Here is a 25,960-nt window from a genome sequence, read left to right as displayed (position 1 = left end):
GCGCCCGGCGCTATCGCGAGGCCGGCCCCGGCGGCTAGCTGACGGCTCGCAGATACTGCACCGGCCACTGCGGCGGCTCTTCGAGTTCGGCCGCGGCGCGCAACGGCCAATAAGGGTCGCGCAACAACTCGCGGGCCAGCAGCACCATGTCGGCCTGGCCGCGCTGCAGAATGTCCTCGGCCTGGCGCGCCCGGGTGATCAAGCCCACGGCGGCGGTGGCAACCTGCGCCTCGCGGCGTATCTGCTCGGCCAATGGCACCTGGTAGCCGGGCGCGGGCTGGCCTTGCGAGCCGGGCACAATATGCCCGCTGGAGCAATCCACAAGGTCCACGCCCAGCGCCTTCATGCGCCGTGCGAGTTCGACAGACTGCGCCACGTCCCATCCGCCCTCGACCCAATCGGTGGCCGAAATACGCACAAACAGCGGCAGGTCGCCGGGCCAGGCTTCACGCACGGCGGCCGCCACTTCCAGCGGCGCGCGCACACGGCCTTCGAACGATCCGCCGTAGGCGTCGTTGCGCTGGTTGCTCAGCGGCGACAGGAACTGGTGCAACAGGTAGCCATGGCCCATGTGCAGCTCGACCACCTGCATGCCGATTTCGCGGCTGCGGCGCGCGGCCGCCGCAAAGTCGTCCACCAGCTGCCTGATGTCGGCCTCGGTCATTTCGGCCGGCGTGGGGTATTCATCGTTGAAGGGCTGCGCGCTGGGCGCGCCCACTTGCCAGCCGCCTTCTTCGGGCGGCACCATGGCGCGGCCCTCCCAAGGGATCTGGGTAGAGCCCTTGCGGCCGGCATGCGCAAGCTGTATGGCGGGCACGGCGCCCTGTTCGGCGATGAACTGCGCAATCGGCGCGAGCGCGGCGGCGTGCGCATCGCTCCAGATGCCCAGGTCTGCCGGGCTGATACGGCCGGCGGCCGAAACCGCCGATGCCTCGACCATGACCATGCCGGCGCCGCCCACGGCGCGGCTGCCCAGGTGCACCAGATGCCAATGGCTGGCCAGGCCGTCCTGACAGGAATACTGGCACATCGGAGCCACACCGATCCGGTTCTTGAACGTCACGCTGCGCAATTGCAGGGGTGTAAACAAAAGACTGGGCATACTCGATTCCGTAGACATGAAGGGGCAAAAAACTAGCGGCCGGGGGCGCCCGCGCTCCATTCGTCGATGAACGTGTCGCGAAACGCCCGCAGCCAGTTCAGGCGTTCATCTGCCAGCTGCCGGGCGGCCCCGGTATGCATGGTTGCCGGCAGCGTGGCGAGCTTGGCTTCGATGTGGTCCAGCGCATAGGCGCGGTCATCCAGGGGCCGGGATACTGCGCGTGGATCCGAGGGATGCGCAAACGCCGAGCCCATGCGCCCGGCCGTATAGAACAGCCGCGCCAGCCCGACCGCGCCCAGGGCGTCCAGCCTGTCGGCGTCCTGCACAATCCGGGCTTCCACCGTCTGGGGCGCGATGCCCGCCGAAAAGCTGTGCGCCTCGATGGCGTGGGCCACGGCCGGCAGTTTGTCGGCGGGAAAACCGGCCTGCGCGAGCAGGGCTTGCGCCTGGCGTGCGGCCATGCGCGATGCCTGTGCGCGTTCGGGGTGGTTCTTGGGCAGATTGACCAGGTCGTGCAAATAGCAGGCAGCCTGCACGACCAGTGCGTCGGCGTCGGTGTGGCTGGCCAGCAGTTGCCGGGCAAGGTGCCACACGCGGTGCAGGTGGTTCAGGTCGTGCGCCCCGTCGTCCTGGGCTTGCGCGGCGGCGATGGCAATCAGGCGGGAAGTCCAGACATCGGGCAGGAGCATGGCGGCGAATGTTCGCAAATCGGGGCCGGGTTAGGTGGCACAAGCTTAGCGCAGTGCAGCAGGATACGACGCTATACGCGCCCTCGCTCTCGGGGACTTTCCGGGTTGACCCCCGATCTACTAGTAGGTAACAATACGCGCATGAATGCCTCTACCACCCGTGAACAACTTGTATGCCACGCCCAGGCCCTGATTCGCCAGCGTGGCTACAACGGCTTTAGCTATCGCGATCTGGCCGAGCACGTGGGTGTGAAGACGGCCAGCATTCACTATTACTTTCCCTGTAAAGACGACCTGCTGATCGAAGCGATCGACAGCTACACGTCCCATGTGTCCGGCCTGGTCCATGGCATCGACACCAGCCTGCCCGCCGCCGAACGGCTCGAGCGTTACGCAGCGCTGTTCGAAGGCGGCCCCACCGATCAGGTTTGCCTGTGCGGCATGCTGGCCGCCGATTTCGCGTCGCTGTCCGAACGCGCGCGCCGGTCCCTGCAAGGCTTTTTCTGCCTGAACGAAACCTGGCTGGCGCGCGTCGTGGCCGATGGGCAGCGCGATGGCACCATCAAATGGGCCGGCGATGCCGAAGCCGCGGGCCGTTGCCTGTTTGCCGCCTTCCAGGGGGCGTTGATGGGGTCGCGCCTGTTCCAGAACCCGGCGCGGCTGCGCGATGTGCTGACATCCGTGCAAGGGCGCTGCGGCGTGGCCAGCCCGGCCTGACGCCGGGCCGCCGCTCGCTGTGCCGGCGGGTTGCGCACATCTGGTCATCGCAACGGCCGCCGGCCGCCCTTTCATTTACGCTGACTCGCGCAGGCTGAGCGTCGTGGGCAACGACTCTTCAATGCGTTCGCTGCTCTGGAACAGCCGCGCCGTGACCAGGCTGCCCTGCAGGGCAGCATAGGTGGCGCGCGCGGCCGTGCGCAGGTCGCCCGGCACGCGCAGGCTGCCTTCGCGCGAACCCTGTTCCAGCACGCCGGCCAGCCAATCTTCATTGGCCCGGTAAAAATCCTGCACGGCCTGCCTGACGGCGGCAGGCAATGACGCGAGTTCGGCCGCCAGGGCCGCGCCCAGGCAGATGCGTTCGGTGCCGCAGAAGGCGCGTCGGTGCGTATCGACATAGGCGCGCAACTTCGCCTCGGCGCTCAACGCCGGGTCGATGGCCGCCATCGCAGCCTGCCAGCGCGCGCGATACTGCTGCACGACAGCCAACAACAAGTCTTCTTTCTGCGGAAAGTAATAATGGATGCTGGACGTCTTGATGCCGACTATCGCGGCCAGGTCGCGGTAGCTGAAGCCGTTACAGCCGCGTTCCTGAATCAGGCGCTCGGCAAGTTGCAAGATCTGTGTGCGGGTCGTTTCGGTCTTCATGATCGGGACACCAAGTAAGTAGACGAGTAGAAGGGCCCGGAGTGTGCGTGGTCCAGGGGCGGGCCGCCGTGCCGGGGGGGCAGGGCGGCGCCGCGTCGCACCACATGGTGCGGTCCTTAACCGTTCGACACGGCGGTCGGGTTGTAGCTGGCCTGGTAATCGAGTTCACCGAACGCATCGCCACGGTCTTGGGCGGCCTGCGCTTCGGCGCGCACTTCGGCGCGGCTGGGAACGGCATCCGAGCCTTGCACGGCGACGGGTTGCTCGGTTTCGCCGAAAACAACCTGGCCGGCAGCCTTGGCGGCGGCCAGTTCAGCCAGCACCTGGGCGCGCGTCACATCGCCAATGTTCTGTTGCACGGGCGGATAGTCGAGCTCTCCCGAAGGTTCGGCGGCGTAGGCGGCGCCCATCATGGTCATCGACAGCATTACGGCGGATACGAGGGTCTTCATGGTCATGCTCCAGTAGGTGTGTAGTGGTCTTTGACGGCTATCTATATGTAGATAGATGTGCAGGGAAATAAAAAAGCGATCAGGCGCCGGTGAAGGTGATGAACTGGCTGTTCGAGGCTGAACGATGGGCACGTGCGGCGGCGGCTTCGGCCTGCACTTGCTCGCGGGTCAGCGTGCTGGCGGCGGCTTGCTTCGCGGGTTCCTCGATATCGCCGAAAGTCACCAGGCCGGCGGCTTTAGCGGCTTGCAGTTCGGCAACGACTTCAGCGCGGGTCAGCGAGCTGGTTTGAACGACTTCGGGGGGATAGTCCAGTTCACCCGAGGGTTCTTGCGCGTAGGCGGCGGTGCCGGCCAGGGAAGCGGAGATCAGCAGCAGGGTGGCGAGGTTTTTCATGGTCATGCTCCAGTAGGTGTGTAGTGTGGTCTTTGACGGCTATCTATATGTAGATAGATGTACAGGGAAATAAAAAAGCGATCAGGCGCCGGTGAAAGTGATGAACTGGCTGTTCGAGGCCGAACGATGGGCACGTGCGGCGGCGGCTTCGGCCTGCACTTGCTCGCGGGTCAGCGTGCTGGCGGCGGCTTGCTTCGCGGGTTCCTCGATATCGCCGAAAGTCACCAGGCCGGCGGCTTTAGCGGCTTGCAGTTCGGCAACGACTTCAGCGCGGGACAGCGAGCTGGTTTGAACGACTTCGGGCGGATAGTCCAGTTCACCCGAGGGTTCTTGCGCGTAGGCGGCGGTGCCGGCCAGGGAAGCGGAGATCAGCAGGAGGGAAGCAAAGTTTTTCATGACGGTTCCTAAAGAGAGTGAGGAGTAAAAACTATCTATGTGTAGGTAGACTGCAGGTTTCGAAAAAACGCCCGGCTTCAGGGCGCTTGGTTGGGATGACTGCTTGCTTCCCGACCATGGAACGAATCTTACCTACTCATAGGTAGATATGTCAAACTTAAATTGTATTAATTTGTATCTATGCAGGCAGCCCTGCCCATGCGGGGCGCAACTGGCCGTGGTCGACATGTACCATTGTTGGCCCATTTGCGCACAAGACGATATGCCAGCCACTTATCAGTCCGCAGAAGCGTTCCGCGCGGGAAAGGGCGCACGTACCCGCCAGCGTCTGCTCGACATTGCCTGCGAAGAATTCGCGCGGCTCGGCTATGAGCGTGTCCGCGTGTCTGAAATCGCGTCGAAGGCGGGCATCACGCAGTCCGTGTTCTACCAGTATTTCGGCGGCAAGAGATCCATCTACGACGAACTGATCGATATGTTTGCGGTGCGACTGCGCCAAGCGGTCGAACAGGCAAAAATTCCTGAAGATACGCCGATAGAGCTGCTTGAAGGCCGGGCGCGCAACAGCGTGCGGAGATTGCTGGGCGTGCTGCACGAAAACCACAGTCTTGCGAAGCTGGGCTTCCAGCATTCCGAACATGCCGAAGCGCTAAAGAGCGAACTGGTGGATCTGCTGGCGCAGAAGGTCAAAGAAGAACAGCAGATGGGCCTGCTGCGCCGCGACGTGTCGCCTTACTGGTTGTCGCAGGCCTTTGTGGGCATCATGGAGCGATTCGCCATGCTTGAGCAGGCTGCTGCCAGCCTGGGCGAGCTGTCGGCCTTCATCAGCGATTTGCTGATGAACGGCGTTCGTCCGCGCGATAGGGGCCAGGCGGATCGTGTGCCCGCAGCGCCGCATCCGCAACACGCGCAGGGTGGACGGACGCCTGGCGACCGCGGCTAGCGATGCGCCGCTGACCGCGCGCCACTGGCCGTGCGCCACTAGCCGTGCGCCACGCTCAGGCTGCGGCCTGCACCTGCGCACCCATATAGATCTGGGCGTAGCCCTCGCGAATGGCCGAAGTAATCTGGTCAAGCCGCCGGTCGATGTGCTTTTCCAGCAACGCCGTGCAACTGCCGTCGTCGCGCGCCAGCAGGGCCTGCAGGATCAGGCGGTGTTCGCGCTGAGTATTGGCGCGGTCGCCCAGGCGCATGTCGATCCAGCGCACAAAGCGGATGCGCGCATTGATGTTCTGCAGCACCCGCAGCATTTCGTTGTTGCCCGACATCTCCAGCAGCCGTTCGTGGAATGTCTCGTCCAGATCAACGAGCTCGGCCACGCTGCGGTCGCCGGGCTCGGGGCCGGTGTCGTCCAGGAACTGCATCAATGCGTGTATGTCTTCGTCGCGGGCTCGCGCCATCGAAAGGCGGGCGCCCGCGACTTCGACCACTTTGCGCAGTTCGTACAGGTGGAAGATTTCATGCACGTCCAGGTCACGGCAGTAAAACCCCTTGCCGGGCTGGAAGCGCAGCAGGCCTTCAATGCCCAGCCGGTTCAGCGCCTCGCGCAGTGGCGTGCGGCTGACTTCCAGTTGCCTGGCCAACGCCACTTCATTGAGTTTTTCGCCCGGCTTGAACTCGTAGCCGATGGCCATGGATCGAAGCTGGATGTAGACACGGTCGACGGTACTGTCGGATACGGCGCTCACGAGATCTCCGGCTGGTGCAGCCGCCCGGGTAGGGCGTGGGGAATTGCGCGGTGCCCCCCGGTGGGGAAGCGTGCGCCTGGGCATCAAGGCGGATATTAGATCATCCGGAGACGTCGGCGCCGGGTTTCCCTTGAAAGGCAGGGGAAATCGCCGCAGGTGCTGCCAACCGGTCGGTGTCTGACACCCTTCGGGAGTCAGACACCAAATACCGTAATGCAACGAACAGGTGTCTGACTCCCGTAGGGTGTCAGACACCGCGGGCAGCGCTGCGACATGAGTGGGTGTCTGACTCCCGTAGGGTGTCAGACACCGTGGCGGGCGGTCAGGCGGCTGTGGGGGTGAAGTCGCGTGCGTGGGATTGGGCGCGGGGGTCGAGTTTGCAGTGCAGGATGGCCGGTTTGCCCGACGCGATCGCGCGTTCGAAGGCTGGCGCGAAATCTTCAGTGCGCTCGACGCGCTCGCCGTGTCCGCCGAAGGCAATGGCCATGGCGGCGAAATCCGGGTTGCGCAGCTGTGTGCCTACCACCCGGCCGGGGTAATCGCGTTCCTGGTGCATGCGGATGGTGCCGTACTGGCTGTTGTCGAGCACGATCACGATGATGGCCGCGTTGTACTGCACGGCGGTCGCGAATTCCTGCCCGTTCATCAAGAAGCAGCCGTCGCCCGCAAAGGCCAGCACGGTACGTTGCGGGAACTGCAGCTTGGCCAGCACGGCGGCCGGCACGCCGTATCCCATCGACCCGCTGGTGGGGGCGAGCTGCGTGCCAAACGTGTGGAAGCGATGATGGCGATGCAGCCAGCCCGCGTAATTACCCGCGCCGTTGCACACCATGGCGTCGCGCGGCAGCCGCTCGCGCAGCCACGCCAGGGCCTGGCCGTACTGGAATTCGCCGGGCAGGTGGCGCGGGGTTTCGGTCCAGTCCAGGTAGTCTGCATGGGCCTGCGCGGCGCTGCCTTGCCAGGCCGGCGCCGCGGGCACATCCACCTGCGCCAGCGCGGCGCTGAAAGCGCGCGGGCCGGCCTGGATGCCCAGGGCGGGCTGGTACACCCGGCCCAGTTCTTCGGCGCCGGGATGCACGTGCACCAGTTTCTGGCGCGGCACGGGAATGTCGAGCAGCGTGTACGACGACGAAGGCATTTCGGACAGCCGGCCGCCCACCAGCAACAGCAGGTCCGCGTCGGCTACCCGGGCTTTCAGGCGTGCGTCCGGGCCGATGCCCAGATCGCCCGCATAGCAGGGATGGTCGGCCGGGAACAGCGCCGCGCGACGGAATGACGTCGCCACGGGCAGGCCCGCGCGCTGCGCGAAGTCGGCGAACTCCCGGCAGGCGGTCTCGTCCCAGCCAGAACCGCCCAGCACCGCGATGGGCTGCCGGGCCTGCGCCAGCATGTCCTGCAGGGTGTGCAGGTCGGCCGGCGCGGGCCACGCCTGCACGGGCTCGACGCGGGGGGCGTCCGCCACATCGCAGGTATCGACCAGCATGTCCTCAGGCAGCGAGATCACCACGGGCCCCGGCCGGCCCTGCATGGCAACCCGGTAGGCCCGGGCCACGAGTTCCGGGATGCGGTCGGCGCGGTCGATCTCTACCACCCACTTGGCCATGCCGCCGAACATTGCGCGGTAGTCCACTTCCTGGAAGGCTTCGCGTTCGCGCATCGACCGGTCTACCTGGCCGATGAACAGCAGCATGGGCGTGGAATCCTGCATGGCGATATGCACGCCGTGACACGCATTGGTAGCGCCGGGGCCGCGGGTCACGAAGCAGACGCCGGGGCGGCCGGTGAGCTTGCCGTAGGCCTCGGCCATCATCGCGGCGCCGCCCTCGTTGCGGCATATGACGACCTGCACGCCGCCGTCGTACAGCGCGTCCAGCGCGGCCAGGTAGCTTTCGCCCGGCACGCAGGTCACGCGTTCGACGCCCTGGCAGCGCAATTGGTCGATCAGTATCTGCCCGCCGGTGCGGACGCTGGGGCTGGTGGCCATGTTCGGGTTCCGTGTCTGAGAAAAGCAGCGCCGGGGGCGCGGATAGAAAGGCGCAGGCAGCATAACACTTGACTGTATACAAAACAATATTCATCATATGTCCACACTTGGGTGTGCAGCTTGCCGCCCGCCCGTCCAGCCGGCTTATGAACACCGTCCTCGCACCCCACCCCGCCACAGCCGCCCAGGTTTACGAGCGCATCAAGGCCATGGCCACCACGTTCCGCCTGCGCCCGGGCGAACGCGTCAACGAGCTGGAACTGGCGCGCCGCCTGGGCGTCAGCCGCACCCCCGTGCGCGAAGCGCTCAACCGCATCGCCGCGGAAGGCTTCCTGCAGGCCACGCCCAACCGTGGGTATACCGTGCGCCCGCTTGACGCCCAGCAGTTGATGGCGCTTTATGAATACCGCGCCACTGTCGAACTGGGGGTGGTGAAGCTGGTGTGCGAGCGCGCCTCCGACCAGGCCCTGGCAGACCTTGCCAGCTACGTTCAGGGCAGCCGCGACGAAATCGAAACCGATGCGCAGGCGCTGCGGCTGTTGTCGCGCGACGAGGCGTTTCACGAACGTCTGGCGGTGCTGTCCGGCAACCCCGAATTCGTGCGCTCGGTGCGGTCCCTGAATGAACGCATCCGCTTTCCGCGCTGGATCGACCTGAAGGCCCGCCGCAGCCACACCCGCAACGACCATCCCGATATCGTGCGCGCCCTGCAGGCGCGCGACGTGGCGGCCGCGCAGGCCATGATGAGCCAGCACATCGACAAACACCTGGACCACGTCGTAGACCTGGCGCGCGCCGGCTTTGCCGAAATCTACATGGGCAATGCGCTGGCCGATTACGCCGAATCGCTTTTCACGCAGGCCGCCGAACCCGGCCTGGACCGATCTCTCTGAACCCCTGAACAGGAAGCTGCTTTATGAAAGCCATTTTTGTAGACGCCAACCCCACTTTGTCGGCCGTGGCCGAGCGGCTGCATCGCGCGGACGACCTGCCGCTGGTGGTCAACCGCCAGCCCGACATCACGCCCGAGCAATTGCCCGGGGTGCTGGGCGACGCCGAGATCGCCATCATCGACCATACGCACTTGCCCACCGATATCGCGCGCCAGTGCAGCGGCCTGAAGCACGTCGTATTTCTGGGTACGGGCGCGCGTTCGTACATGAACCCCGAAGAACTGGCGCAGGCGGGCATCGACGTGCACATCATCAAGGGGTATGGCGACACGGCGGTGGCCGAATGCGCCTTTGCCCTGATGTGGGCGTCGGCCAAGGGTTTCAGCCGCATGGACCGCGGCATGCGCGCCGGCAACTGGCTGCGCACCGACGCCATGCAGCTTACCGGCAAGACGCTGGGCCTGGTGGGTTTCGGCGGCATCGCGGCTGAAGTGGCGCGCCTGGCCAATGGCGCGGGCATGGAAGTCATCGCCTGGAACCGCAGCCCGAAGTCGCATCCCGGCGTGCGCTTTGTCGAACTCGACGAATTGCTGGGCGCCAGCCATGTCGTGTCGCTGCACCTGCTGCTTACCGATGAAACCCGCGGCATCATCTCGCGCGAACGCATCGCGCGCATGCGCGACGGCGCCATTCTCATCAACACCGCGCGGGGCGCGCTGGTGGACGAAGACGCCATGATCGAAGCGCTGCAGTCCGGCAAGCTGGGGCATGCGGGCCTGGACGTGTTCGTCACCGAGCCCATGCCACAGGACCATCCGCTGACCAGGCTCGACAACGTCACGTTGTCGGCGCACTCGGCGTTCCGCACGCCCGAGGCCAGCGACAACCTCATCCAGGCAGCGCTGAACCACTGCCGCCGCATCTCGGGCCAAGGAGAGCAACAATGAGCGCCATCACCCGCCTGGACCAGAATACGCGCCGCTCGCGCGCGGTCATCCATAACGGCACGGTGTACCTGGCCGGCCATACCGCCGATGACCGCAGCGCCGACGCGGCCGGCCAGACGCGCCAGGTGCTGGCCAAGATCGACGAAATGTTGAAAGCCGCCGGCACCGACAAGTCGCGGCTGCTCAACGTCACCATCTGGCTGCAGCACATGTCCGACTTCCAGGCCATGAACGAAGTCTATGATGCCTGGATTGTGCAGGGCCAGGCGCCCGCGCGGTGCTGCGGGGCGCTGGAGCTGGCCGCGCCGGACATCCTGGTCGAGATCATGGTGGTCGCCGCGCTATAGCGCGCGCATTTCAGGAGCCCAGGCAATCTATGAATACCGATACCTCACAGGCGCCGGCATTGCGGCGCGCCAGCCGTATCGCCAGCATCGCGGTGTCCGAAATCCTGCGCATCGGCGCGCGTGCCGCGCAGCTCAAGCGCGAAGGGCGCGACGTCATTGTGCTGGGGGCGGGCGAACCCGACTTCGATACCCCGGATAACGTCAAGCAGGCAGCCGTGCGCGCCATCGAGGAGGGCCAGACCAAGTACACGCTGCTGGATGGCACCCTGGCGCTCAAGGCGGCCATCGCGCGCAAGTTCGAAAGGGAAAACGGCCTGTCGTATGCGCCGGACGAGATCACGGTGGGGGCGGGCGCCAAGCAGGTGATCCACAATGCCCTGATGGCCACGCTCGACGAAGGCGACGAAGTCGTGGTGGGCGTGCCGTACTGGACGTCCTACGCCGACATGATCGCCATCGCCGGCGGAAAAACCATCGAAGTGCCATGCAGCGAAGAAAACGGGTTTCGCATGGCTGCGGCCGATCTCGAGCGTGCGATCACGGGGCGCACGCGGTGGGTCATGCTGAACTCGCCGTCGAACCCCACCGGCGCGGCCTATTCCGAGGCGCACCTGCGCGAACTCGCCCAGGTGCTGCTGCGCCACCCGCATGTCTGGCTGATGTGCGACGACATCTACGAACACCTGATCTACGGCGACTTTGCGTTTCGCACCATGGCGCAGGTCGAGCCGCGCCTGAAGGCCCGCACGCTCACCATCAACGGGCTGTCCAAGGCCTATGCCATGACCGGCTGGCGCATCGGCTACGCCGGCGGGCCGAAACCCCTGATAGGCGCGATGGCCGTCGTGCAGAGCCAGAGCACGTCCAACCCGTGTTCCATCAGCCAGGCGGCCGCCATCGAGGCGCTGGACGGGCCGCAGGACATCCTGGCCGAGCGCCGGCGATCGTTCCAGGCACGCCGCGACCTGGTGGTGGACGGCCTTAACGCCATTGCCGGGCTGTCGTGCCGCCGTCCGGAAGGGGCGTTCTATACCTATGCTAGCTGCGCGGGGGTCATGGGGCGGCGTACGCCGGGCGGACAGGTTTTGCATACCGATATCGATTTTTGCCAATATCTGCTTCAGGATCACGATGTGGCCGTGGTGCCGGGCACGGTGTTCGGGCTGGCGCCGTATTTCCGCATCAGCTATGCGACCTCGCAGGCCCAGCTGCAGACGGCATTGGAACGCATCGGACGGGCGGTGGCTCAATTGGTTTAAGTCATATTCCGCCAGCCGCCGGTTCGCCGGCCGCCGGTTCGCCGGCCGCCGGCGGTTTTTCGCAGCAACTTTCACAAGGGGAAAAATCCATCATGTTGCGCATCCTCAGCATCGCCGCGTTCACCGCGGCCACATTAGCGGCCGCAGCGCCGGCAGCCGCGCAAGACAAATGGCCATCGCGGCCGATCACCATCGTCGGGGGCTTCCCGAACGGATCCGGCGTGGACCTGTACGCCCGCAAGCTGGGGCAGGGTCTGACCGGAACACTGGGCGTGCCCATCGTCGTCGAAGCCCGCACCGGCGCCGGCGGCAACGTTGCGTCCGACGTGGTGTCGCGCGCGCAGCCCGACGGCTACACCTTCCTGTTCGGCACGGCCGGCACGCATGCCATCAACGCGGCGCTGTACAGCAGCCTGTCGTTCGATGTCTGGAAAGACTTCAGCCACATCGCGCTGCTGGGCGATGTGCCCAACGTGCTGATCGTCAACCCCGAGAAGCACCCCGACATCAAGACCTGCAAAGACCTGCTCGCGCTGGCGCGCAAGAACCCGGGCAAACTGAACTATTCATCCACGGGCAACGGCACATCAGGCCATCTGGCCGGCGCGCAGTTCGCGAACCAGGCCAAGGTGGACATCATGCATGTGCCTTATCGTGGCCAGGGCCCGGCCATGACCGCCCTGCTGTCGGGCGAGGTCGACTTCTTCTTCAACCAGAGCGCGCCCAGCATCGCCGCGGCCAAAGCGGGCCAGGTGCGCGCGCTTGCCGTCACCACGTCCAAGCCGCTGGAAGCGCTGCCCGGCGTTCCCACCGTGGCCGAGGGCTGCGGCCTGCCCGGCTATGAAAGCAGCACCTGGTATGGCTTGTTCGGCCCGGCCAACCTGCCTGCCGATATCCAGAAACGCTTCAGTGACGCGGTCATCGCCGAAATCACCAAGCCCGAGTTCCAGCGCTGGCTGATCGACACGCAAGGCATCACGCCGCCGACCGACCCAAGCCCGGCTGCGTTCGAACGCGTGCACAAGGCCGACATCCAGCGTTGGGCCGACGTGGTGAAGCAATCGGGCGCCCGCGTCGACTGACCGGTCCGGGCGGCCGCACGGCGCCGCTTGCCATCAGGCGGCGGCGACGTGATGGTCGGCCATGTTGCGCATATTGCCTATCAGCTGGCGCTTGCTGTCGGCGCTCAGGCGCGCGTGTTCCCGCAGCAGCCACTCGATCCGTGCGCTGCCGCCTTCGCGCAGGGCTTCGACGATTTTCTCGTGGTCGGCCTGCGCTGATCGCAACAGCGTCGTCTCCAGGCCGGCCTTGGCGGTAAGCGCCAGCGCGCTGGCCGCGGCCAGCGGCGTCTTGTTGTTCTGGGCGATGGCCCGTGCCAGCGCGTTGCTGCCGGCGCTTGTCACGATCAGTCCGTGAAAACGGCCGTTCATGCGGCTCCATTCGTAGGGGTCCACCGAACTGCCCGGGCGGGCATCGGCCGCCTCCAGCAGCCGCCGGCCCTGGCGAACGCAGTCTTCCAGTTCGCCCACGAGCCCGGGCGGCACGCCGCTTTCGGACAGCCGCCGCGCGGCCATACCTTCCAGGGCGCCGCGCACTTCGATGGCATCGGCAATCTCCTCGACAGAGAACGCCCGCACCTGAAACCCGCGGGTGGGCAGGCGTTCGAGCAGGCCCTCGCTCTCGAGCTGGCTGAACGCCAGGCGTATCGGGGTGCGTGACACGCCCAGCTGCGCCGCGACGTGCAGTTCGCGGATGCGATCGCCCGGTTCGAGTTGCCCGCCCAGGATCATGCTGCGCAGGCTGGAGACCACATAGTTCACTTGGCTGGACATGGCTTGCCGTGCTCCGGACGATGACGCGCAAAACGCGCGAAGATTTCTTGACACCTCAATTCATTGCATGCAATATAAGCCAAAAAAACCGGTTAAACCGGAAAATCACCAAATAAACGCTTAATTTGCATGCAATTAGCATGCTGGTATGGCATTACCAAGTTGGAATCGAGGAGAGACCCATGAAGCTGTTGCGTGGCGCGCTGCGCCGGATGATCCCTGCCGCTATCCTGGCGGCCACCTGTAGCACGGCAGCGGCCCAGAGCGCCGATGCCATGCAGGCTCTTGCCGCGAAGGCGGCCCTGGCAGAGCCTGTGGTCTGGTACGAGAGCTCGCCCGAGAGCCAGATCGTGGAAGTGCTCAAGGCGTTCAACGCACGTTATCCCGACGTCAAGGTCAAGTATGTGCGCATGGTCGGCGGCAATGAGCTTGCCTCGCGCGCCATCCAGGAAGTGCAGGCCCGCGGCCATACCGCAGACCTGCTGACGGGCGGCCCGGACCATCTTTGGCAATTGAACCAGCGCGGCCTGTTGCGCGACCTGTCGCAAGACAACCTGGGCCTGCCGTCTCAGTTGCTGCCGGTGAACTACGCAGTCCCGACCACCGCCTCGGTGTACGTGCTGCTGTGGAACAGCCGCAAGGTCGCCGACGACCAGGCGCCGCGGAACTGGGATGAGGTCATCAACGAAAAGTGGACCGGGCGCATGGGCTCGTGGGTGCGCGCGGCGGCGTTTGCGCAGCTGGCCAGCGCGTGGGGCGAAGACAAGGCCAAGTCCAGCCTGGACAACTTCGTCAAGCTCAAGCCCTACCTGTTCAAGTCCACTTTCCCGCTTGCGCAGGGCGTGGCTTCGGGCGAAGTGGACGTTGCCGTGGGCTTTTATCATTCGGCCCAGCCGGTGTTCGATGCGGGCGCGCCGGTCAAGTACCGCATGCTGGACCCGACCCCCATGCACACCATCTCGTCGAGCGTCAGCAAATCTGCCCGCAACCCCAGCGGCGCCACGCTGCTGATGCTGTGGCTGGCCAGGCCGGAAGGCGCAGAAGTCTATGAGAAGGCCACCTCGCGCGGCAACCCGCTGGTGTCGTCCACCAAGACGTACCAGATGCTGCAAGGCGTAAAGGTCGCCGAATGGCCGTTTGACGACGTCGAAAAGCTGGCGACCCTGAACGAGCAATACAACGCCATTCTGGCAAAAGCCCGCCCGGCAATGTAATCGCACGCGTCCCGCCCTGCCTGCCCGGCGCTGCCGCGCGGCAGGGCGGCGGCGCGGCCGCCCCGTTCCCATCTCAGGATCTGTTTCATGCACGCAATGAAGTCGACTGGCCTCGGCCGGTCAAATATCGCGCGCAGTCTGCCGGCGCTGGTCGTGCTGCTCGTACTTGCCTATCTGGTGCTGGTGCCGCTGGGCATTCTGGTGATCAGCAGCCTGACGCCTTCCGGCCTGCCTTTCGACGCGGGCTGGACACTGCTCAATTATCTGCAGGTCTACGGCGACCCGGAATTCTGGTCCATGGTGTGGATCACGCTGCGGTTCGCCGTGGGGTCGATGTTCTGGGCGCTGTTGCTGGGCGTGGCCCTGGCCTGGCTGGTCGAGCGTACCGACCTGCCCGCCAAGACGCCCATCAGGGTGCTCTTGACCTTGCCGATGGCCATCCCGCCATTCCTGCTGGCCATCGGCTGGATCCTGCTGCTCAGCCCGCGCATCGGCGTCATCAATGTGTTTCTGCGCGACACGCTGGGACTGGAGCAGGCGCCGTTCAATATTTATTCGGTCACGGGGATGGTCTTCGTGCAGGCGCTGTCGCTGGTGCCGTCGACCTTTCTGATTCTTTCACCGGCGTTCCGCAACATGGACCCCAGCCTGGAAGAGGCTGCCATGACCTCGGGCGCGAACCGCTACCGGATTTTCGCGCGCATCTTCGTGCCCCTGCTGGCGCCCGCCGTGCTGGCCGCGGCCACCTTCATGCTGATGGTCGGCTTCCTGGTGTTCGATATTCCGGGCACGCTGGGCATGCCGGTGAACATCTTCGTGCTGTCAAGCCGCATCCTGTACCTGGCCACCGATACGGCGGGCGGCATGTCGGCATATCACGTCATCAGCACAATATCGGTGTTCTTCCTCGCCATCCTGCTGCTGCAGGCCTGGGGCTACCAGAGGCTGACGCGCAACGCCAGCCGCTTTGTCACGGTAACGGGCAAGAACTTCCGCCCGCGCCTGTCGCGGCTGGGGCGCTGGAAATGGGTGGCGCTGGGATTCGTGGGCCTGTATTTCATGCTCGCCACCGTCATCCCGCTTGCCATGCTGGGCTGGACCAGCCTGATGCCCTGGATGATGCCGCCTTCGCTGGAGGCCGCCATGCAGGCGTCGTGGGCCAACCACATGGCCTTCTTTACCGATCCGCTCACGCTCACGGCCCTGGGCAACTCGCTCTTGATCGGCGTGGTGGCATCCACCGTGGTGGCCGCCTTCTCCGTGCTGATTTCGTGGATTGTGGTGCGGCGGCGCGGCGTCACCGGCAAGCTGGTGGACTTCCTGGCTTTCCTGCCCATCGCCATCCCCGGCACGATGATAGGCGTGGCGCTGATCTACGTGTATCTCAACATGCCGCTGCTGAACATCTACGGCAGCGTGTGGATCATCGCCATTGCCTACGTCACCACGTATATCCCGTTCGGCACGCGCACGACCAATGGGGTGCTGATGCAGCTGCACCGCGAGCTCGAGGAGGCTGCGCGCACCTCGGGCGCCGGCTGGTGGCGGGTCATGCGGCGCGTGGTGATGCCGCTGGCCTTGCCCGCAGCCCTGGCGGTGTGGATCTGGGTTATCGCCCATTGCATGCGCGAGCTGTCTTCGGCGCTGCTGCTGCAAGGCGGGGGCAACCAGACATTGCCCGTCGTGCTGTGGAATTTCTGGGTGGGCGGCGAGCCGAACAAGGCCGCGGCAGTGGGGATATGGCTGGTGGTGCTGGTGTTCGTGACCATGCTGGTATGGCAGTGGGCCGGTGCACGCAAGATGCGCAATGCGCAATAGGAAGGAAAACATGCTGGAAGTGTCTGATCTGCAAGTGCATTACCAGACCGATCGCGGACCGGTCGAGGCGGTGAAGTCGATATCTCTGTCGGTGCAGGAAGGGGAGTTCTGCACCTTCCTGGGCCCCAGCGGATGCGGCAAGACCACAACGCTGCGCTGTATTGCCGGACTTGAAACACCTACCCGCGGCCGCATTTCGATAGGCGGGCAGCCGGTATACGACTCGGGCGCCGGCGTGGAAATCCCCACGCACAAACGTGACCTGGGCATGGTGTTCCAGTCTTATGCTATCTGGCCGCACATGTCGGTGTACGCAAACGTGGCGTTTCCGCTGGAAGCCGCGGGCGCTTCCGGCGACCGCACGCGCAGCGAGGTCACGCGGGCTCTGGATATGGTGGGGCTGGCCAGTTTCGCGCAGCGTTCGGCCACGCAGCTTTCGGGCGGCCAGCAGCAGCGGGTGGCGCTGGCCCGCGCCATCGTGCGCGGCGGCAAGGTCCTGCTGCTGGACGAGCCGCTTTCCAACCTGGATGCCAAGCTGCGCGAACAGATGCGCGACGAGTTGCGCGAATTGCAGCGGCGGCTGCGCACCACCACGGTGTTCGTCACGCACGATCAGGACGAGGCGCTGGCGATGTCCGACCGTATCGTGGTGATGAACCAGGGCGCAATCGTCGAACAGGGCACGCCGGTTGAACTGTACCAGCGCCCGCAGCGCGTGTTCACGGCCACGTTCATCGGCAAGGCCGAGATATTTCCCTGCGAGGTCGAACGAGTCGATGGCCAGGGCGTTGTTGCGCAGACGGCGCTGGGGCGCATTGTGGCCACGCAGAACGCGCACCTGGGCTCGGCCGCACGCAACGTGATGATACGGCCCGAGTCCATCGAAATCGGCGACGCGTTTGCCGACGCCGTGAACTGCTTCGACGCAGTCGTCGAGCGCAGCGTTTTCGTGGGCGCCCGGGTCGAATACCGGTTGCGCCTGGACCAGGACAGGGTCGTATCCGCCAGCGCGTCCTCGGGGCCGCTGCGCACGGCGGGCGACAAAGTGAAATTGCATTTCCCTCCCGAGCGGTGCGTGCTGCTGCCGGCAGACTGACTTTTATCTCCAGGATCTCTGCAATGACGTATTCCTTATCCATCAAACCCTACGTACAGCAATTGCAAGTGCCCTACCGATGGTCCAAGGGCACGCAGTATGTGCGGCGCGGCATACTGGTGCGGGCCGAATGGGATGGCGCGGTGGGCTGGGGCGAGGCCGCGCTGCCCCCGCACGTGCTGTTCGACGGCTGGGCCTATGCGGCACATTGCTCGTCCATGCTCGACGGCCTGAAACCGGGCGCCGACCTGTTGCATGAACTCGAACTGCGCGAAATTCCGGCGCGCCTGCGCTGCGGCATTTCGTCGGCATTGATGAGCGCGCAGGCTGCGCATGCAGGCCTGCCGCTGGCCAAGTTCCTGGGCGGCGAGGCCAGCAGCAAGGTGCCGGTCAACGACCTGATCGGCGATGCCGATCCGCAAGTGTGCGTCAGCCGCGTGGCCGACGCCCTGAAAATCGGGCAGGACACTGTCAAGATCAAGTGCACCACCGAACGCGAGCTCGATATCGCGCGGGTTGGCGCCATTCGCGAGGCATATCCGGACATCCGTATCCGCCTGGATCCGAACGAGTCGTGGGACGTGTCGTGGGCGCTGGAGCAGATCCGCGCGATGGAGCCCTTTGGCATCGACTACATCGAGGAGCCGCTGCCGCGCGGCACCGACCTGACGGTGTATGCGGAACTCTGCCGCGAGACCTCGGTGGCCATTGCGCTGGACGATTCCATCCGCTCGCTGTTTCACGCGCGCCGCGCCATCGAACTGAATGCCGCGCAAGTGCTGATCCTGAAGCCGCCGCGCGTAGGCGGACCGGATCGCACCCGGGAAATCATCGAAGAGGCGCGGCGCCGCAACGTGCGCTGCGTGGTGACGGCCAGCCTGGAAACATCGGTGGGCCTGCACGTTGCGCTGCACTGCGCTGCGCTGCTGCCTGGCCCCATCGAGCCTTGCGGGCTCGGCACGGCGCGCTTCTACAAGTCCGACGTGGCCGATCCTCCGCCCATCGTCGGCGGCGCCATGACCGTGCCGTCGGCGCCGGGCCTGGGCGTCGATCTGCAGGGCTGGTGGGACACGAACTGATCCGCAGTAGGCGTCAATCCTTGTCGGGCGGATGGGCGGCAGTCCTGCCCATTCGCATCGAGGCCAGCAGAATGCGCTTGTTTTCCCGGCTGCGATACGCGTGCTCGCGCATCAGGCTTTCGGCGCGGACGGCCTCGCGACGGGTGATGGCGCGCAGCAGATCTTCGTGGTCGGCCTGGGCGCGCAATACAAACGGCGTTTCCAGTACCGATGGGGTAGAGGGCAGCGTCAAGGCGGCCGGGCCGGCCAGCGGGGTCTTGTTGTTGTGTTCCAGCGCAGCGACCAGCGCGCGGTTGCCCGCGCTTTCGTACAGGATCTCGTGGAACCGCCGGTTGATCCGGCCCCACGCGCGCGCGTCGACGGTGACGTTGGGGTCGCGCTCGGCGGCCGCCAGCAGTTTCTTGCCTGCTTCGACCGCGTCGCGCAGTCCGTCCAGGGTTTCCTGCGACGCGCCGCGTTCGGCCAGCAGCCGCGCGGCCATGCCTTCGAGCACGCCGCGCACGTCTACCGCGTCGGCGATTTCGTCAACGGTAAACGACCGCACCCGGAACCCCCGGGAGGGCAATCGTTCCAGCAGTCCTTCTTTTTCGAGTTCGGCCATGGCGATGCGCAGCGGTGTGCGTGACACCCCCAGCCTGGCGGCGAACTGGAGCTCGATGACGCGATCGCCGGGTTGCAATTCGCCAGAAAGCACCAGGTCTCGCAGTTCGGATACGACTTTGTCGATTTGTGCAGCCATGGGAACTCCTATGCAACCGCCCAGTGTACCCAAACATTGCATGCAAACGGCAGATTAAACCGGTGCAAATCCTTGTGCGAGATCAAAATTGCATGCAATAATAGAAAAAACGGCGCTCCTGAGTCGAAAACAGCCCAGGAATGCATGCAAAAAGAACTTGCTTGGAATCTATTGTTTTCTGGGAGACACCATGAAGCTGCTTAGCTTCCTGCATCGGGGCCAGCCCGGTTGGGGCGTGGCACAGGGCGATGAAGTTGCCGTGCTGACCTCGCAATGGCCGGATCTGGCGTCAGCGCTGCAGGCCGGAAGCCAGGCCATCGGGCAGGCCTTGCAGGCCAGCCGCGAGCGCCTGCCCATCGCCGGACTGACGTTTCTGCCGCCCGTCGCGGCATCGCGAAAAATCGTGTGCGTAGGGCTGAACTACGGACGCCACGTGGCCGAAACGGGAGGCGAACTGCCCAGGCACCCGTCTCTGTTTGTGCGCTTTGCCGACACGCTGGTGGGGCACCAGGCCGATGTGTGGCGGCCGTTGGCCTCGACCCGCTATGACTTCGAAGGCGAGCTGGCAGTGGTCATCGGCAAGGCCGGCCGCCGCATTCCGGCGGAGCGCGCGCTGGCCCACGTGGCGGGCTATACCTGTATGGCGGAAAACTCGGTGCGCGACTTCCAGAAACACAGCGCGCAGGTCACGCCGGGCAAGAATTTCCTGCGCAGTGGCGCGCTGGGGCCGTGGGTGACCACGTCCGACGAGATTCCCGACCCTGCAGCCTTGCAAGTCATTACGCGCCTGAACGGCGAAGTCATGCAGGACGGCCAGGTGGCCGACCTTATCTTCCCCATACCTGAACTGATCGCCTATATCAGCACTTTCACGCCGCTCGCGCCGGGCGACGTGATCGCCACCGGCACGCCGGAAGGCGTGGGCGCGCGCCGCACGCCGCCGCGTTTCATGGTGGCTGGCGATGTGCTCGAGGTCGATATTCCCGGCGTGGGCCGGCTGAGCAACCGGGTGGCCGACGAGCCGGCCGACCCCATTGAAGAATCCACGGAAGAGCACGGCAATGGCTGAACCAATGCGTTACCTGAGTGAACACGACGTAGTGTCGGTATTGGATATGCCGCGCGCGATCGACGCGCTGCAGGATGTTCTTGCCGCACAGGGGCGCGACGAGGCGCGCAATCTGCCCAAGAGCCTGGCGACGTGGGGCGACGGCAGTTCGATGCACGCGCTGGGGTCGTTGATGAGCGCCGGCGGATATGCCGGGTTCAAGACCTGGGTGCATACCAAGGCGGGCGGCGGGTCGGTGTTCAGTCTGTTCGATGCGAATGCGGGCACATTGCTGGCCATCATCGAGGCGCGCGCGCTGGGCATGTTGCGCACCGCGGCGATCAGTGGCGTGGCGACCCGCGTGCTGGCCCCGCAAGAGGCAAGCACCGCCGCGCTGGTGGGCACGGGCCCGCAGGCGCTGACCCAGCTTGCCGCCCTGGCTGCGGTGCGCGGGTTGCGATCGGTGCGCGTATACAGCCCCACCCCCGAGAAGCGTCGCGCCTTTGTCGAGCGCGTGGCGCCCAGGTATCCGTTTGCCGTACAGGCCGCGGACACCTTGCAAGAGGCTCTGGATGGCGCAGAGATCGTGACGTTGATCACGCGGGCGTCCGAACCGTTCGTGGCGGCTGCAGACCTGGCGGCATGCCGCCATCTGAACGCGGTGGGGGCGATTCTGCCCGCCAAGGCGGAGTTTGCGCAGGATGTGTTCGACCTGGCGGACATGGTGGTCGTAGATGACATGGAAAACGCCCGGCGCGGATCGCGTGAGCTGCGTGAACGCTATGGCAGCGACGGCGCGCCTTGGCAGGGCGTGCAGGTGCTGGGCAATGTACTGGCCGGCGGCGCCATGCGGCCCGACGGCGCGCGCCTGACGATATTCAAGGGCATGGGCATGGGCCTGTCCGACCTGGCCATGGCCCGCGTGGTTTATGAGTCTGCCTGCGCCCGTGACCTGGGACACGCGTTGCCCCGGCAGACGCGCGAAAACCTGTTGCTGTCGCGCCTGTAGGCACCAGCCCGACTCGCACATTCTTTTATAGCGCCGGCGGCCGCCGGCATGCATCGAACCGGCAAGGAGACATTATGTTTGTAGACGTCAGTGGGGTTGCCCCACGCCCGCAGGAACAGTGGGATCCGGTGTTGATCCCGAAGGAAGACATCGACCGCGAGATCGAACGCCTGATCGCGGCGCCGCGGCCGGCCAATGGCCGCCGCGCGTCGTTGATCGTGCACCCGCGCGCCACGGGGCCCGTTCTTGGCCTGACGCCCGGCACGGATGTGACCATCAATGTCGTCAACCCGGGCGAATCCACGCTGAACCTGCGCAAGAACTCGAACATGCTCGAGATCTGTATTCAGGGTTCCGGCGTGGCGGTCGTCAACGGCCGCGAACTGCGCATTTCCAAGTGGGACGTCTGGAACACGCCGTCGATGCAGGTTCATTCGTACCGCAATGACGGCAAGGAGCCCTGGGTGCGGCTGTCGTATTCGAATGCGCCGCTGCTCGAAAAGCTGGAAGTGCATTATGTGGAAGAGTTCGAGGGCGACGTGCCGCCGGCCGACGCGAATACCCGGCGGCCCGAGCCTCGTCCCGCCGGGGCGCAGCGCGCGCGCGACCTGGCGCTGCGCGAGCAGATCGGCGAAGACGGCGCGAGCCTGCTGGGCTACGAATGGCTGATCGACATCGATGTGCTGGAATCCAAGGCGCTGCACTGGCCCTGGGAAAAAGTGTCGCGGCATCTGCCCAGCGTGGAAGAGATCGCCAAGGGGTACAACGGCCGGCGGCTGTTCGTGCTGTACAACCCCGCCACCGAGCGGCGCATTGGCACTACGCACAGCTACTTTGCGACGATTTCTTCGTCGCCGCCCGATAACCACCACGTGCCGCATCGCCACAGTTCCGCGGCCATCAACTATTACCTGCGCGGCAACGGCTACAGCCAGGTGGGCAAGCAGCGGCTCGACTGGAAGGCAGGCGACCTGATCCTGTCGGCGCCCGGCTGGGCGATCCATTCGCACCATTCGGGCACGGAGACCACGTCGGCCCTGACCGTGCAGGACCATCCGCTGCAGATTGCGATGGAATCGCTGATCTGGCAAGAGCGCATGCAGGAACCCATCCTGGCGCTGGGCAGCCAGGGCGGCTTCGAGAGCAACCGCGCTCAATTGGCCGCATCGTGATAACTGGCGCGCGCTCGATCGACCTGTGCCGGCGGGCGCGCACCCGGACCTCCGGTCCGCACTATTGCTGAACTGAACATGACGACCACTGTTACCGATACGTCCGCGCTGCGGGCGCAATTGCGCGATTTCTACGATGACTACGCGGCCTGCCTGGACGAAGGCCGCCTGGAAGACTGGCCGGCCTTCTTTACCGAAGACTGCCATTACCGCGTGTTGTCGCGCGAGAACTACGACGCCGGCCTGCCCATCGGCCTGATCTATTGCATGAACAAGAACATGCTGAAAGACCGCGTCACGGCGCTGCGCGAAACCACCGTCTACGAGCCGCGCGCATTGCGGCATTTTGTCAGCGGGGTGCGGGTGATTGAAGCCGGAGCCGACGAAATCGTCGCCCAGGCCAACTTCATGATCACCGAAGCCCTGTCCGACCGCGAGCCTGTGCTGAACATGGTGGGCATCTACCGGGACGTACTGGTGCGCGACGGCGGGGGCTTCCTGCTGCGCCGGCGCGACTGCGTGCACGACAACTACCGCGTGCGCACGTCTTTGATCATTCCCGTTTGAACCCGCTTTTCAAGGAACAGCCATGACCTGTCCCGATACTCCTGTGCAGGGCGCGGCCGCCGAGGCCCCCATTCACATCAAACGCAAGTGGCCCCAGGAAGGCCACACGCGCATCCCCAACTGGGTGTACACCGATCCCGACGTGTTCCGCAAAGAAATGGATGTGTTCTTTGGCGGCAAGACCTGGAACTACGTGGGCCTGGACTGCGAAGTGCCGGAACCCGGCTGCTACAAGCGCAACTGGATAGGCGACCGGCCGGTCATCATGGTGCGCACCGAAAGCGGCGATATCTCGGTGCTGGAAAACCGCTGCGCGCATCGCGGCGCGCAGATCTGCTGGCAGAACACCGGCAAAGTGAAAGACTTCACGTGCCCCTATCACCAGTGGAACTATGACCTCAATGGCAACCTGCAGGGCGTGCCCTTTCGCCGCGGCGCGATGGGCAAGGGCGGCATGCCCAAAGATTTCGATCCCAAGCAGAACGGCATACGCAAGCTGCGCAGCGTGAACCGCGGCGGCTCGGTCTGGGCGACCTTTGCCGACGATGCGCCGAGCTTCGAAGACTATTGCGGCCCGGAAGTGCTGGCCGAGATCGACCACATGTTGCCGGGCAAGAAGCTCAAGCTGCTGGGCTATACGCGCCAGTTGATTCCCAGCAACTGGAAGATGTACCTGGAAAACCTGAAAGATCCCTACCACGCCACGCTGCTGCATACCTTCTATATCACCTTCGGGCTGTGGCGCGCCGATTCCAAGTCCGAGTGCATTCCCACCGGCGGCGGGGCGCACAGCGTGATGGTCTCGCACAACGAGGGCAAGAAGAAAACCGAAGCCACGTCCGAGATGAGCCGCTTCCGCGACGACCTGGAGCTGCTGGACCTGGAAACCGTGACCCCGCGCGCGGAATTCAACCGCGGTCGCGTAGGCGGAGCCTGGGTGTTCCCGGCCGCCCAGTTCGGCATCCAGGCCAATTCGCTCAAGACGCGTCATGTCATTCCGCGCAGTCCCACCGAACACGAGCTGGTGTTCACCTATTACGGCTACGAAGATGACGACGAAGAAATGACGCGCCTGCGCCTGAAGCATGCCAACCTGCTGGGGCCGGCCGGGTTTGTGTCGATGGACGACAGCGAAATGCTGAACCAGATGCAGATCGGCGTGGGCGGATACCCCGACGGCAAGGGCATCGTGGAAATGGGCGGACGCGATACCCAGCCCACCGACTACATGGTGACCGAGGTGCTGATCCGCGCCTTCTACCAGTATTACCGCGAAGCAATGGGGCTGTAGCCATGAGCAATTGGAAACCGGTGGCGATGATCCACGATATCTCGCCCGATACGAATACGCTGCGCGTCACGCTCGATGGCGAGGCAGTGTGCCTGTACAACCTGGACGGCGAAATCTGCGCCACGCAGGATCGTTGCCCGCACGGCAATGCGAGCCTGGCCGATGGCTACCTGGAAGACGGCACCATCGAGTGCCCGCTGCACCAGGGCGTGTTCGACATCCGCAGCGGCAAACCGCAGTGCCCGCCTGTCACCACAGACCTGAAGTGCTACGAGGTCAAGGTGGAAGGCGAGGCGATCATGCTGCGGTCCGAGCCGGCATGAGCGCGGACGCCATCGTCGTCGTGGGCGCCGGCCAGGCGGGCGGTTGGGCCGCCCGCACCCTGCGCGAGTGCGGCTATGGCGGCCGCGTCATCCTGCTGGGCGCCGAGGCCCACGCTCCGTATGAACGCCCCCCGCTCAGCAAAGCCGTGCTGGCGGGCGCGGCCGCGCCGGAATCAGCCGCGCTGTGGCCGGCAGACGAGTGGAGCAGGCTGGATATCGAATTTCGTGCCGGATTGGCTGCTACGGAATTGCGCATTGCCGAACAGGCGGTGCTTGCGGCGGACGGGCAGCTTTTCGCCTATGACGCGCTGCTGCTATGCAGCGGCGGCCGCGCGCGGGTGCCCGCCGTGCCGGGCACGGACCTGCCGGGCGTGCATGTGCTGCGCACCCGCGATGACGCCATGCGGCTGCGGCAGGCGCTGGCCGGCGGCAAGCGCCTGGCCGTCGTCGGCGGCGGCTGGATCGGGCTGGAAGTCGCTGCCACTGCGCGGCAGATGGGCTGCGGCGTCACCGTTATCGAGCAGGCCGATCGCCTGTGCGCGCGCAGCGTACCGCCCGGGGTGTCTGCCTATCTGGCCGACCTGCATCGCGCCAACGGCGTCGATCTGGCGATGGGTGCGGGGCTGTTGCGGATCCAGGCAGACGGCCCGGCGCTCGAACTGGTGCTGGCCGATGAACGGCGCGTGCCGGCGGATGTGGTGGTGCTGGGCGTGGGGCTGCAGCCCTGCGACGAACTGGCCCGCGCCGCGGGTATTGCCTGCGATGGCGGTGTGCTGGTTGACGAGTACTGCCGCAGCTCGGCGCCCAATGTGTACGCCGCGGGCGATGTCGCGGTGATGACCTTGCAGGCCGGCATGCGGGTGCGGCTGGAGTCCTGGCAGAACGCGCAGGACCAGGGTATTGCCGCTGCGCGAGCCGCGCTGGGCCAGGGCGCGCCTTACGCGCCCACCGGCGCGGTGTGGTCGGAGCAGTACGACGCCATGATCCAGAGTGTCGGATTCGTGCAGCGGGCAGCCGCCGAGGCTTTGCGCCCGCTGGCTTCGCAGAACGGGCTGCTTTCCGTCGGCCTGGACGCCGACGGCCGCGCGGTATCGGCGGTGGCGATCAACGCCGGTCGGGATGTGCGCCAGCTGCGCAAGTGGGTGGCCGAGGCGGCGTGCCTGGATGCGTCGGTGCTGGCGCGTACGGATGCCCCGCTCGCCACGGCCCAGCTGCGTCCGGCCGCTGCGACGGCGTAAGCATTGATTTCAGGAGCA

The 25,960-nt window shown here is 65.4% G+C and carries 28 protein-coding genes; 18 read left to right on the top strand and 10 right to left on the bottom strand.

The window, feature by feature from the left end; translation table 11 throughout:
- Window positions 1-34 precede the first annotated feature (34 nt).
- Together CAL19_RS14140 and CAL19_RS14135 are read right to left on the bottom strand one after the other, a co-directional pair.
- Window positions 35-1,102 (bottom strand): NADH:flavin oxidoreductase/NADH oxidase, encoded by a 1,068-nt coding sequence (locus CAL19_RS14140; protein ID WP_094797104.1) that lies wholly within the window; start codon window positions 1,100-1,102, stop codon window positions 35-37.
- A 32-nt stretch (window positions 1,103-1,134) separates the two neighbouring features.
- Window positions 1,135-1,791: an HD domain-containing protein gene (locus tag CAL19_RS14135; protein ID WP_094797103.1), complete on the bottom strand. Its 657-nt coding sequence runs from the start codon at window positions 1,789-1,791 to the stop codon at window positions 1,135-1,137.
- A gap of 141 nt (window positions 1,792-1,932) precedes the next feature.
- Here CAL19_RS14135 and CAL19_RS14130 point away from each other — a divergent pair, with 141 nt between their 5' ends.
- Entirely contained in the window at window positions 1,933-2,508 is a 576-nt protein-coding gene (locus CAL19_RS14130; RefSeq protein WP_094797102.1) for a TetR/AcrR family transcriptional regulator, read from the top strand.
- A 75-nt stretch (window positions 2,509-2,583) separates the two neighbouring features.
- On the opposite strand, the gene CAL19_RS14125 is transcribed toward CAL19_RS14130, so the two are convergent.
- The 4 genes from CAL19_RS14125 to CAL19_RS14110 all read right to left on the bottom strand — a co-directional run bounded on the left by CAL19_RS14125 (window position 2,584) and on the right by CAL19_RS14110 (window position 4,398).
- Window positions 2,584-3,156, bottom strand: a complete 573-nt coding sequence (locus CAL19_RS14125) for a TetR/AcrR family transcriptional regulator (protein WP_094797101.1) — start codon at window positions 3,154-3,156, stop codon at window positions 2,584-2,586.
- Window positions 3,157-3,272: 116 nt separating this feature from the next.
- Window positions 3,273-3,608, bottom strand: coding sequence for a DUF4148 domain-containing protein (locus CAL19_RS14120; RefSeq protein WP_051423665.1), 336 nt, complete (start codon window positions 3,606-3,608; stop codon window positions 3,273-3,275).
- A gap of 79 nt (window positions 3,609-3,687) precedes the next feature.
- The gene (locus tag CAL19_RS14115; protein ID WP_094797100.1) at window positions 3,688-4,002 is read right to left on the bottom strand and encodes a DUF4148 domain-containing protein; all 315 of its coding nucleotides are present in this window, start codon (window positions 4,000-4,002) and stop codon (window positions 3,688-3,690) included.
- 81 nt (window positions 4,003-4,083) lie between these two features.
- Window positions 4,084-4,398: a DUF4148 domain-containing protein gene (locus CAL19_RS14110; protein ID WP_094797099.1), complete on the bottom strand. Its 315-nt coding sequence runs from the start codon at window positions 4,396-4,398 to the stop codon at window positions 4,084-4,086.
- Window positions 4,399-4,660: 262 nt separating this feature from the next.
- Between CAL19_RS14110 and CAL19_RS14105 the strand changes: the two genes are divergently transcribed.
- Window positions 4,661-5,341, top strand: coding sequence for a TetR/AcrR family transcriptional regulator (locus CAL19_RS14105; RefSeq protein ID WP_094797190.1), 681 nt, complete (start codon window positions 4,661-4,663; stop codon window positions 5,339-5,341).
- 55 nt (window positions 5,342-5,396) lie between these two features.
- Here CAL19_RS14105 and CAL19_RS14100 read toward each other — a convergent pair whose 3' ends face one another.
- Together CAL19_RS14100 and CAL19_RS14095 are read right to left on the bottom strand one after the other, a co-directional pair.
- Window positions 5,397-6,086: a GntR family transcriptional regulator gene (locus tag CAL19_RS14100; RefSeq protein ID WP_249276315.1), complete on the bottom strand. Its 690-nt coding sequence runs from the start codon at window positions 6,084-6,086 to the stop codon at window positions 5,397-5,399.
- A gap of 322 nt (window positions 6,087-6,408) precedes the next feature.
- Complete coding sequence (locus CAL19_RS14095) at window positions 6,409-8,070, bottom strand: thiamine pyrophosphate-binding protein (RefSeq protein WP_094797097.1); 1,662 nt, start codon at window positions 8,068-8,070, stop codon at window positions 6,409-6,411.
- Between the two features lie 146 nt (window positions 8,071-8,216).
- On the opposite strand from CAL19_RS14095, the gene CAL19_RS14090 reads away from it, so the two are divergent.
- From CAL19_RS14090 to CAL19_RS14070, 5 genes are all read left to right on the top strand, one after another.
- Window positions 8,217-8,963, top strand: coding sequence for a GntR family transcriptional regulator (locus CAL19_RS14090; protein WP_094797096.1), 747 nt, complete (start codon window positions 8,217-8,219; stop codon window positions 8,961-8,963).
- Between the two features lie 23 nt (window positions 8,964-8,986).
- On the top strand, window positions 8,987-9,910 hold the full coding sequence (locus CAL19_RS14085) for an NAD(P)-dependent oxidoreductase (protein WP_026638635.1): 924 nt from the start codon (window positions 8,987-8,989) through the stop codon (window positions 9,908-9,910).
- Window positions 9,907-10,257, top strand: a complete 351-nt coding sequence (locus CAL19_RS14080; protein WP_026638634.1) for a RidA family protein — start codon at window positions 9,907-9,909, stop codon at window positions 10,255-10,257. The genes CAL19_RS14085 and CAL19_RS14080 overlap by 4 nt, the downstream gene beginning before the upstream one ends.
- 29 nt (window positions 10,258-10,286) lie before the next feature.
- Window positions 10,287-11,516 (top strand): pyridoxal phosphate-dependent aminotransferase, encoded by a 1,230-nt coding sequence (locus CAL19_RS14075; protein WP_026638633.1) that lies wholly within the window; start codon window positions 10,287-10,289, stop codon window positions 11,514-11,516.
- A 92-nt stretch (window positions 11,517-11,608) separates the two neighbouring features.
- Window positions 11,609-12,598: a Bug family tripartite tricarboxylate transporter substrate binding protein gene (locus CAL19_RS14070; RefSeq protein WP_026638632.1), complete on the top strand. Its 990-nt coding sequence runs from the start codon at window positions 11,609-11,611 to the stop codon at window positions 12,596-12,598.
- A gap of 33 nt (window positions 12,599-12,631) precedes the next feature.
- Here CAL19_RS14070 and CAL19_RS14065 read toward each other — a convergent pair whose 3' ends face one another.
- Window positions 12,632-13,348 (bottom strand): GntR family transcriptional regulator, encoded by a 717-nt coding sequence (locus CAL19_RS14065; protein WP_094797095.1) that lies wholly within the window; start codon window positions 13,346-13,348, stop codon window positions 12,632-12,634.
- 182 nt (window positions 13,349-13,530) lie between these two features.
- On the opposite strand from CAL19_RS14065, the gene CAL19_RS14060 reads away from it, so the two are divergent.
- The 4 genes from CAL19_RS14060 (at window position 13,531) to CAL19_RS14045 (ending at window position 18,555) form a co-directional block, all read left to right on the top strand.
- Window positions 13,531-14,562: an ABC transporter substrate-binding protein gene (locus CAL19_RS14060; protein WP_170941538.1), complete on the top strand. Its 1,032-nt coding sequence runs from the start codon at window positions 13,531-13,533 to the stop codon at window positions 14,560-14,562.
- 87 nt (window positions 14,563-14,649) lie between these two features.
- Window positions 14,650-16,380 carry an ABC transporter permease gene (locus CAL19_RS14055; RefSeq protein WP_081745630.1) on the top strand — a complete coding sequence of 577 codons (1,731 nt, stop codon included), beginning with the start codon at window positions 14,650-14,652 and terminating at the stop codon, window positions 16,378-16,380.
- 10 nt (window positions 16,381-16,390) lie between these two features.
- Window positions 16,391-17,476, top strand: coding sequence for an ABC transporter ATP-binding protein (locus CAL19_RS14050; RefSeq protein WP_026638628.1), 1,086 nt, complete (start codon window positions 16,391-16,393; stop codon window positions 17,474-17,476).
- A gap of 23 nt (window positions 17,477-17,499) precedes the next feature.
- Window positions 17,500-18,555, top strand: coding sequence for a mandelate racemase/muconate lactonizing enzyme family protein (locus tag CAL19_RS14045; RefSeq protein WP_094797092.1), 1,056 nt, complete (start codon window positions 17,500-17,502; stop codon window positions 18,553-18,555).
- A gap of 13 nt (window positions 18,556-18,568) precedes the next feature.
- Here CAL19_RS14045 and CAL19_RS14040 read toward each other — a convergent pair whose 3' ends face one another.
- The gene (locus CAL19_RS14040) at window positions 18,569-19,294 is read right to left on the bottom strand and encodes a GntR family transcriptional regulator (RefSeq protein ID WP_026638627.1); all 726 of its coding nucleotides are present in this window, start codon (window positions 19,292-19,294) and stop codon (window positions 18,569-18,571) included.
- Between the two features lie 190 nt (window positions 19,295-19,484).
- Here CAL19_RS14040 and CAL19_RS14035 point away from each other — a divergent pair, with 190 nt between their 5' ends.
- The 7 genes from CAL19_RS14035 (at window position 19,485) to CAL19_RS14005 (ending at window position 25,942) form a co-directional block, all read left to right on the top strand.
- Window positions 19,485-20,363: a fumarylacetoacetate hydrolase family protein gene (locus CAL19_RS14035; protein ID WP_026638626.1), complete on the top strand. Its 879-nt coding sequence runs from the start codon at window positions 19,485-19,487 to the stop codon at window positions 20,361-20,363.
- Entirely contained in the window at window positions 20,356-21,351 is a 996-nt protein-coding gene (locus CAL19_RS14030; protein WP_026638625.1) for an ornithine cyclodeaminase family protein, read from the top strand. The genes CAL19_RS14035 and CAL19_RS14030 overlap by 8 nt, the downstream gene beginning before the upstream one ends.
- A 74-nt stretch (window positions 21,352-21,425) precedes the next feature.
- Entirely contained in the window at window positions 21,426-22,523 is a 1,098-nt protein-coding gene (locus CAL19_RS14025) for a cupin domain-containing protein (RefSeq protein ID WP_094797091.1), read from the top strand.
- A 78-nt stretch (window positions 22,524-22,601) separates the two neighbouring features.
- Complete coding sequence (locus tag CAL19_RS14020; RefSeq protein WP_026638623.1) at window positions 22,602-23,090, top strand: aromatic-ring-hydroxylating dioxygenase subunit beta; 489 nt, start codon at window positions 22,602-22,604, stop codon at window positions 23,088-23,090.
- Between the two features lie 22 nt (window positions 23,091-23,112).
- Window positions 23,113-24,381 (top strand): aromatic ring-hydroxylating dioxygenase subunit alpha, encoded by a 1,269-nt coding sequence (locus CAL19_RS14015; protein ID WP_026638622.1) that lies wholly within the window; start codon window positions 23,113-23,115, stop codon window positions 24,379-24,381.
- A 2-nt stretch (window positions 24,382-24,383) separates the two neighbouring features.
- A complete protein-coding gene (locus CAL19_RS14010) occupies window positions 24,384-24,704 on the top strand; it encodes a non-heme iron oxygenase ferredoxin subunit (protein WP_026638621.1) in 321 nt (106 codons plus the stop codon).
- On the top strand, window positions 24,701-25,942 hold the full coding sequence (locus CAL19_RS14005) for an NAD(P)/FAD-dependent oxidoreductase (protein WP_094797090.1): 1,242 nt from the start codon (window positions 24,701-24,703) through the stop codon (window positions 25,940-25,942). Before CAL19_RS14010 ends, CAL19_RS14005 begins: the two co-directional genes overlap by 4 nt.
- Window positions 25,943-25,960 lie beyond the last annotated feature (18 nt).

Origin of the sequence: Bordetella genomosp. 7 (assembly GCF_002261265.1) — a bacterium.
GTDB lineage: Bacteria > Pseudomonadota > Gammaproteobacteria > Burkholderiales > Burkholderiaceae_B > Bordetella_A.
This window is presented reverse-complemented; position numbering and strand designations above follow the sequence as displayed.

Bases quoted from the DNA above. Each gene is read 5' to 3' on its own strand.
- CAL19_RS14140 (WP_094797104.1), bottom strand. From the start codon at position 1,102: ATGCCCAGTCTTTTGTTTACACCCCTGCAATTGCGCAGCGTGACGTTC.
- CAL19_RS14135 (WP_094797103.1), bottom strand. From the start codon at position 1,791: ATGCTCCTGCCCGATGTCTGGACTTCCCGCCTGATTGCCATCGCCGCC.
- CAL19_RS14130 (WP_094797102.1), top strand. From the start codon at position 1,933: ATGAATGCCTCTACCACCCGTGAACAACTTGTATGCCACGCCCAGGCC.
- CAL19_RS14125 (WP_094797101.1), bottom strand. From the start codon at position 3,156: ATGAAGACCGAAACGACCCGCACACAGATCTTGCAACTTGCCGAGCGC.
- CAL19_RS14120 (WP_051423665.1), bottom strand. From the start codon at position 3,608: ATGAAGACCCTCGTATCCGCCGTAATGCTGTCGATGACCATGATGGGC.
- CAL19_RS14115 (WP_094797100.1), bottom strand. From the start codon at position 4,002: ATGAAAAACCTCGCCACCCTGCTGCTGATCTCCGCTTCCCTGGCCGGC.
- CAL19_RS14110 (WP_094797099.1), bottom strand. From the start codon at position 4,398: ATGAAAAACTTTGCTTCCCTCCTGCTGATCTCCGCTTCCCTGGCCGGC.
- CAL19_RS14105 (WP_094797190.1), top strand. From the start codon at position 4,661: ATGCCAGCCACTTATCAGTCCGCAGAAGCGTTCCGCGCGGGAAAGGGC.
- CAL19_RS14095 (WP_094797097.1), bottom strand. From the start codon at position 8,070: ATGGCCACCAGCCCCAGCGTCCGCACCGGCGGGCAGATACTGATCGAC.
- CAL19_RS14090 (WP_094797096.1), top strand. From the start codon at position 8,217: ATGAACACCGTCCTCGCACCCCACCCCGCCACAGCCGCCCAGGTTTAC.
- CAL19_RS14085 (WP_026638635.1), top strand. From the start codon at position 8,987: ATGAAAGCCATTTTTGTAGACGCCAACCCCACTTTGTCGGCCGTGGCC.
- CAL19_RS14080 (WP_026638634.1), top strand. From the start codon at position 9,907: ATGAGCGCCATCACCCGCCTGGACCAGAATACGCGCCGCTCGCGCGCG.
- CAL19_RS14075 (WP_026638633.1), top strand. From the start codon at position 10,287: ATGAATACCGATACCTCACAGGCGCCGGCATTGCGGCGCGCCAGCCGT.
- CAL19_RS14070 (WP_026638632.1), top strand. From the start codon at position 11,609: ATGTTGCGCATCCTCAGCATCGCCGCGTTCACCGCGGCCACATTAGCG.
- CAL19_RS14065 (WP_094797095.1), bottom strand. From the start codon at position 13,348: ATGTCCAGCCAAGTGAACTATGTGGTCTCCAGCCTGCGCAGCATGATC.
- CAL19_RS14060 (WP_170941538.1), top strand. From the start codon at position 13,531: ATGAAGCTGTTGCGTGGCGCGCTGCGCCGGATGATCCCTGCCGCTATC.
- CAL19_RS14055 (WP_081745630.1), top strand. From the start codon at position 14,650: ATGCACGCAATGAAGTCGACTGGCCTCGGCCGGTCAAATATCGCGCGC.
- CAL19_RS14050 (WP_026638628.1), top strand. From the start codon at position 16,391: ATGCTGGAAGTGTCTGATCTGCAAGTGCATTACCAGACCGATCGCGGA.
- CAL19_RS14045 (WP_094797092.1), top strand. From the start codon at position 17,500: ATGACGTATTCCTTATCCATCAAACCCTACGTACAGCAATTGCAAGTG.
- CAL19_RS14040 (WP_026638627.1), bottom strand. From the start codon at position 19,294: ATGGCTGCACAAATCGACAAAGTCGTATCCGAACTGCGAGACCTGGTG.
- CAL19_RS14035 (WP_026638626.1), top strand. From the start codon at position 19,485: ATGAAGCTGCTTAGCTTCCTGCATCGGGGCCAGCCCGGTTGGGGCGTG.
- CAL19_RS14030 (WP_026638625.1), top strand. From the start codon at position 20,356: ATGGCTGAACCAATGCGTTACCTGAGTGAACACGACGTAGTGTCGGTA.
- CAL19_RS14025 (WP_094797091.1), top strand. From the start codon at position 21,426: ATGTTTGTAGACGTCAGTGGGGTTGCCCCACGCCCGCAGGAACAGTGG.
- CAL19_RS14020 (WP_026638623.1), top strand. From the start codon at position 22,602: ATGACGACCACTGTTACCGATACGTCCGCGCTGCGGGCGCAATTGCGC.
- CAL19_RS14015 (WP_026638622.1), top strand. From the start codon at position 23,113: ATGACCTGTCCCGATACTCCTGTGCAGGGCGCGGCCGCCGAGGCCCCC.
- CAL19_RS14010 (WP_026638621.1), top strand. From the start codon at position 24,384: ATGAGCAATTGGAAACCGGTGGCGATGATCCACGATATCTCGCCCGAT.
- CAL19_RS14005 (WP_094797090.1), top strand. From the start codon at position 24,701: ATGAGCGCGGACGCCATCGTCGTCGTGGGCGCCGGCCAGGCGGGCGGT.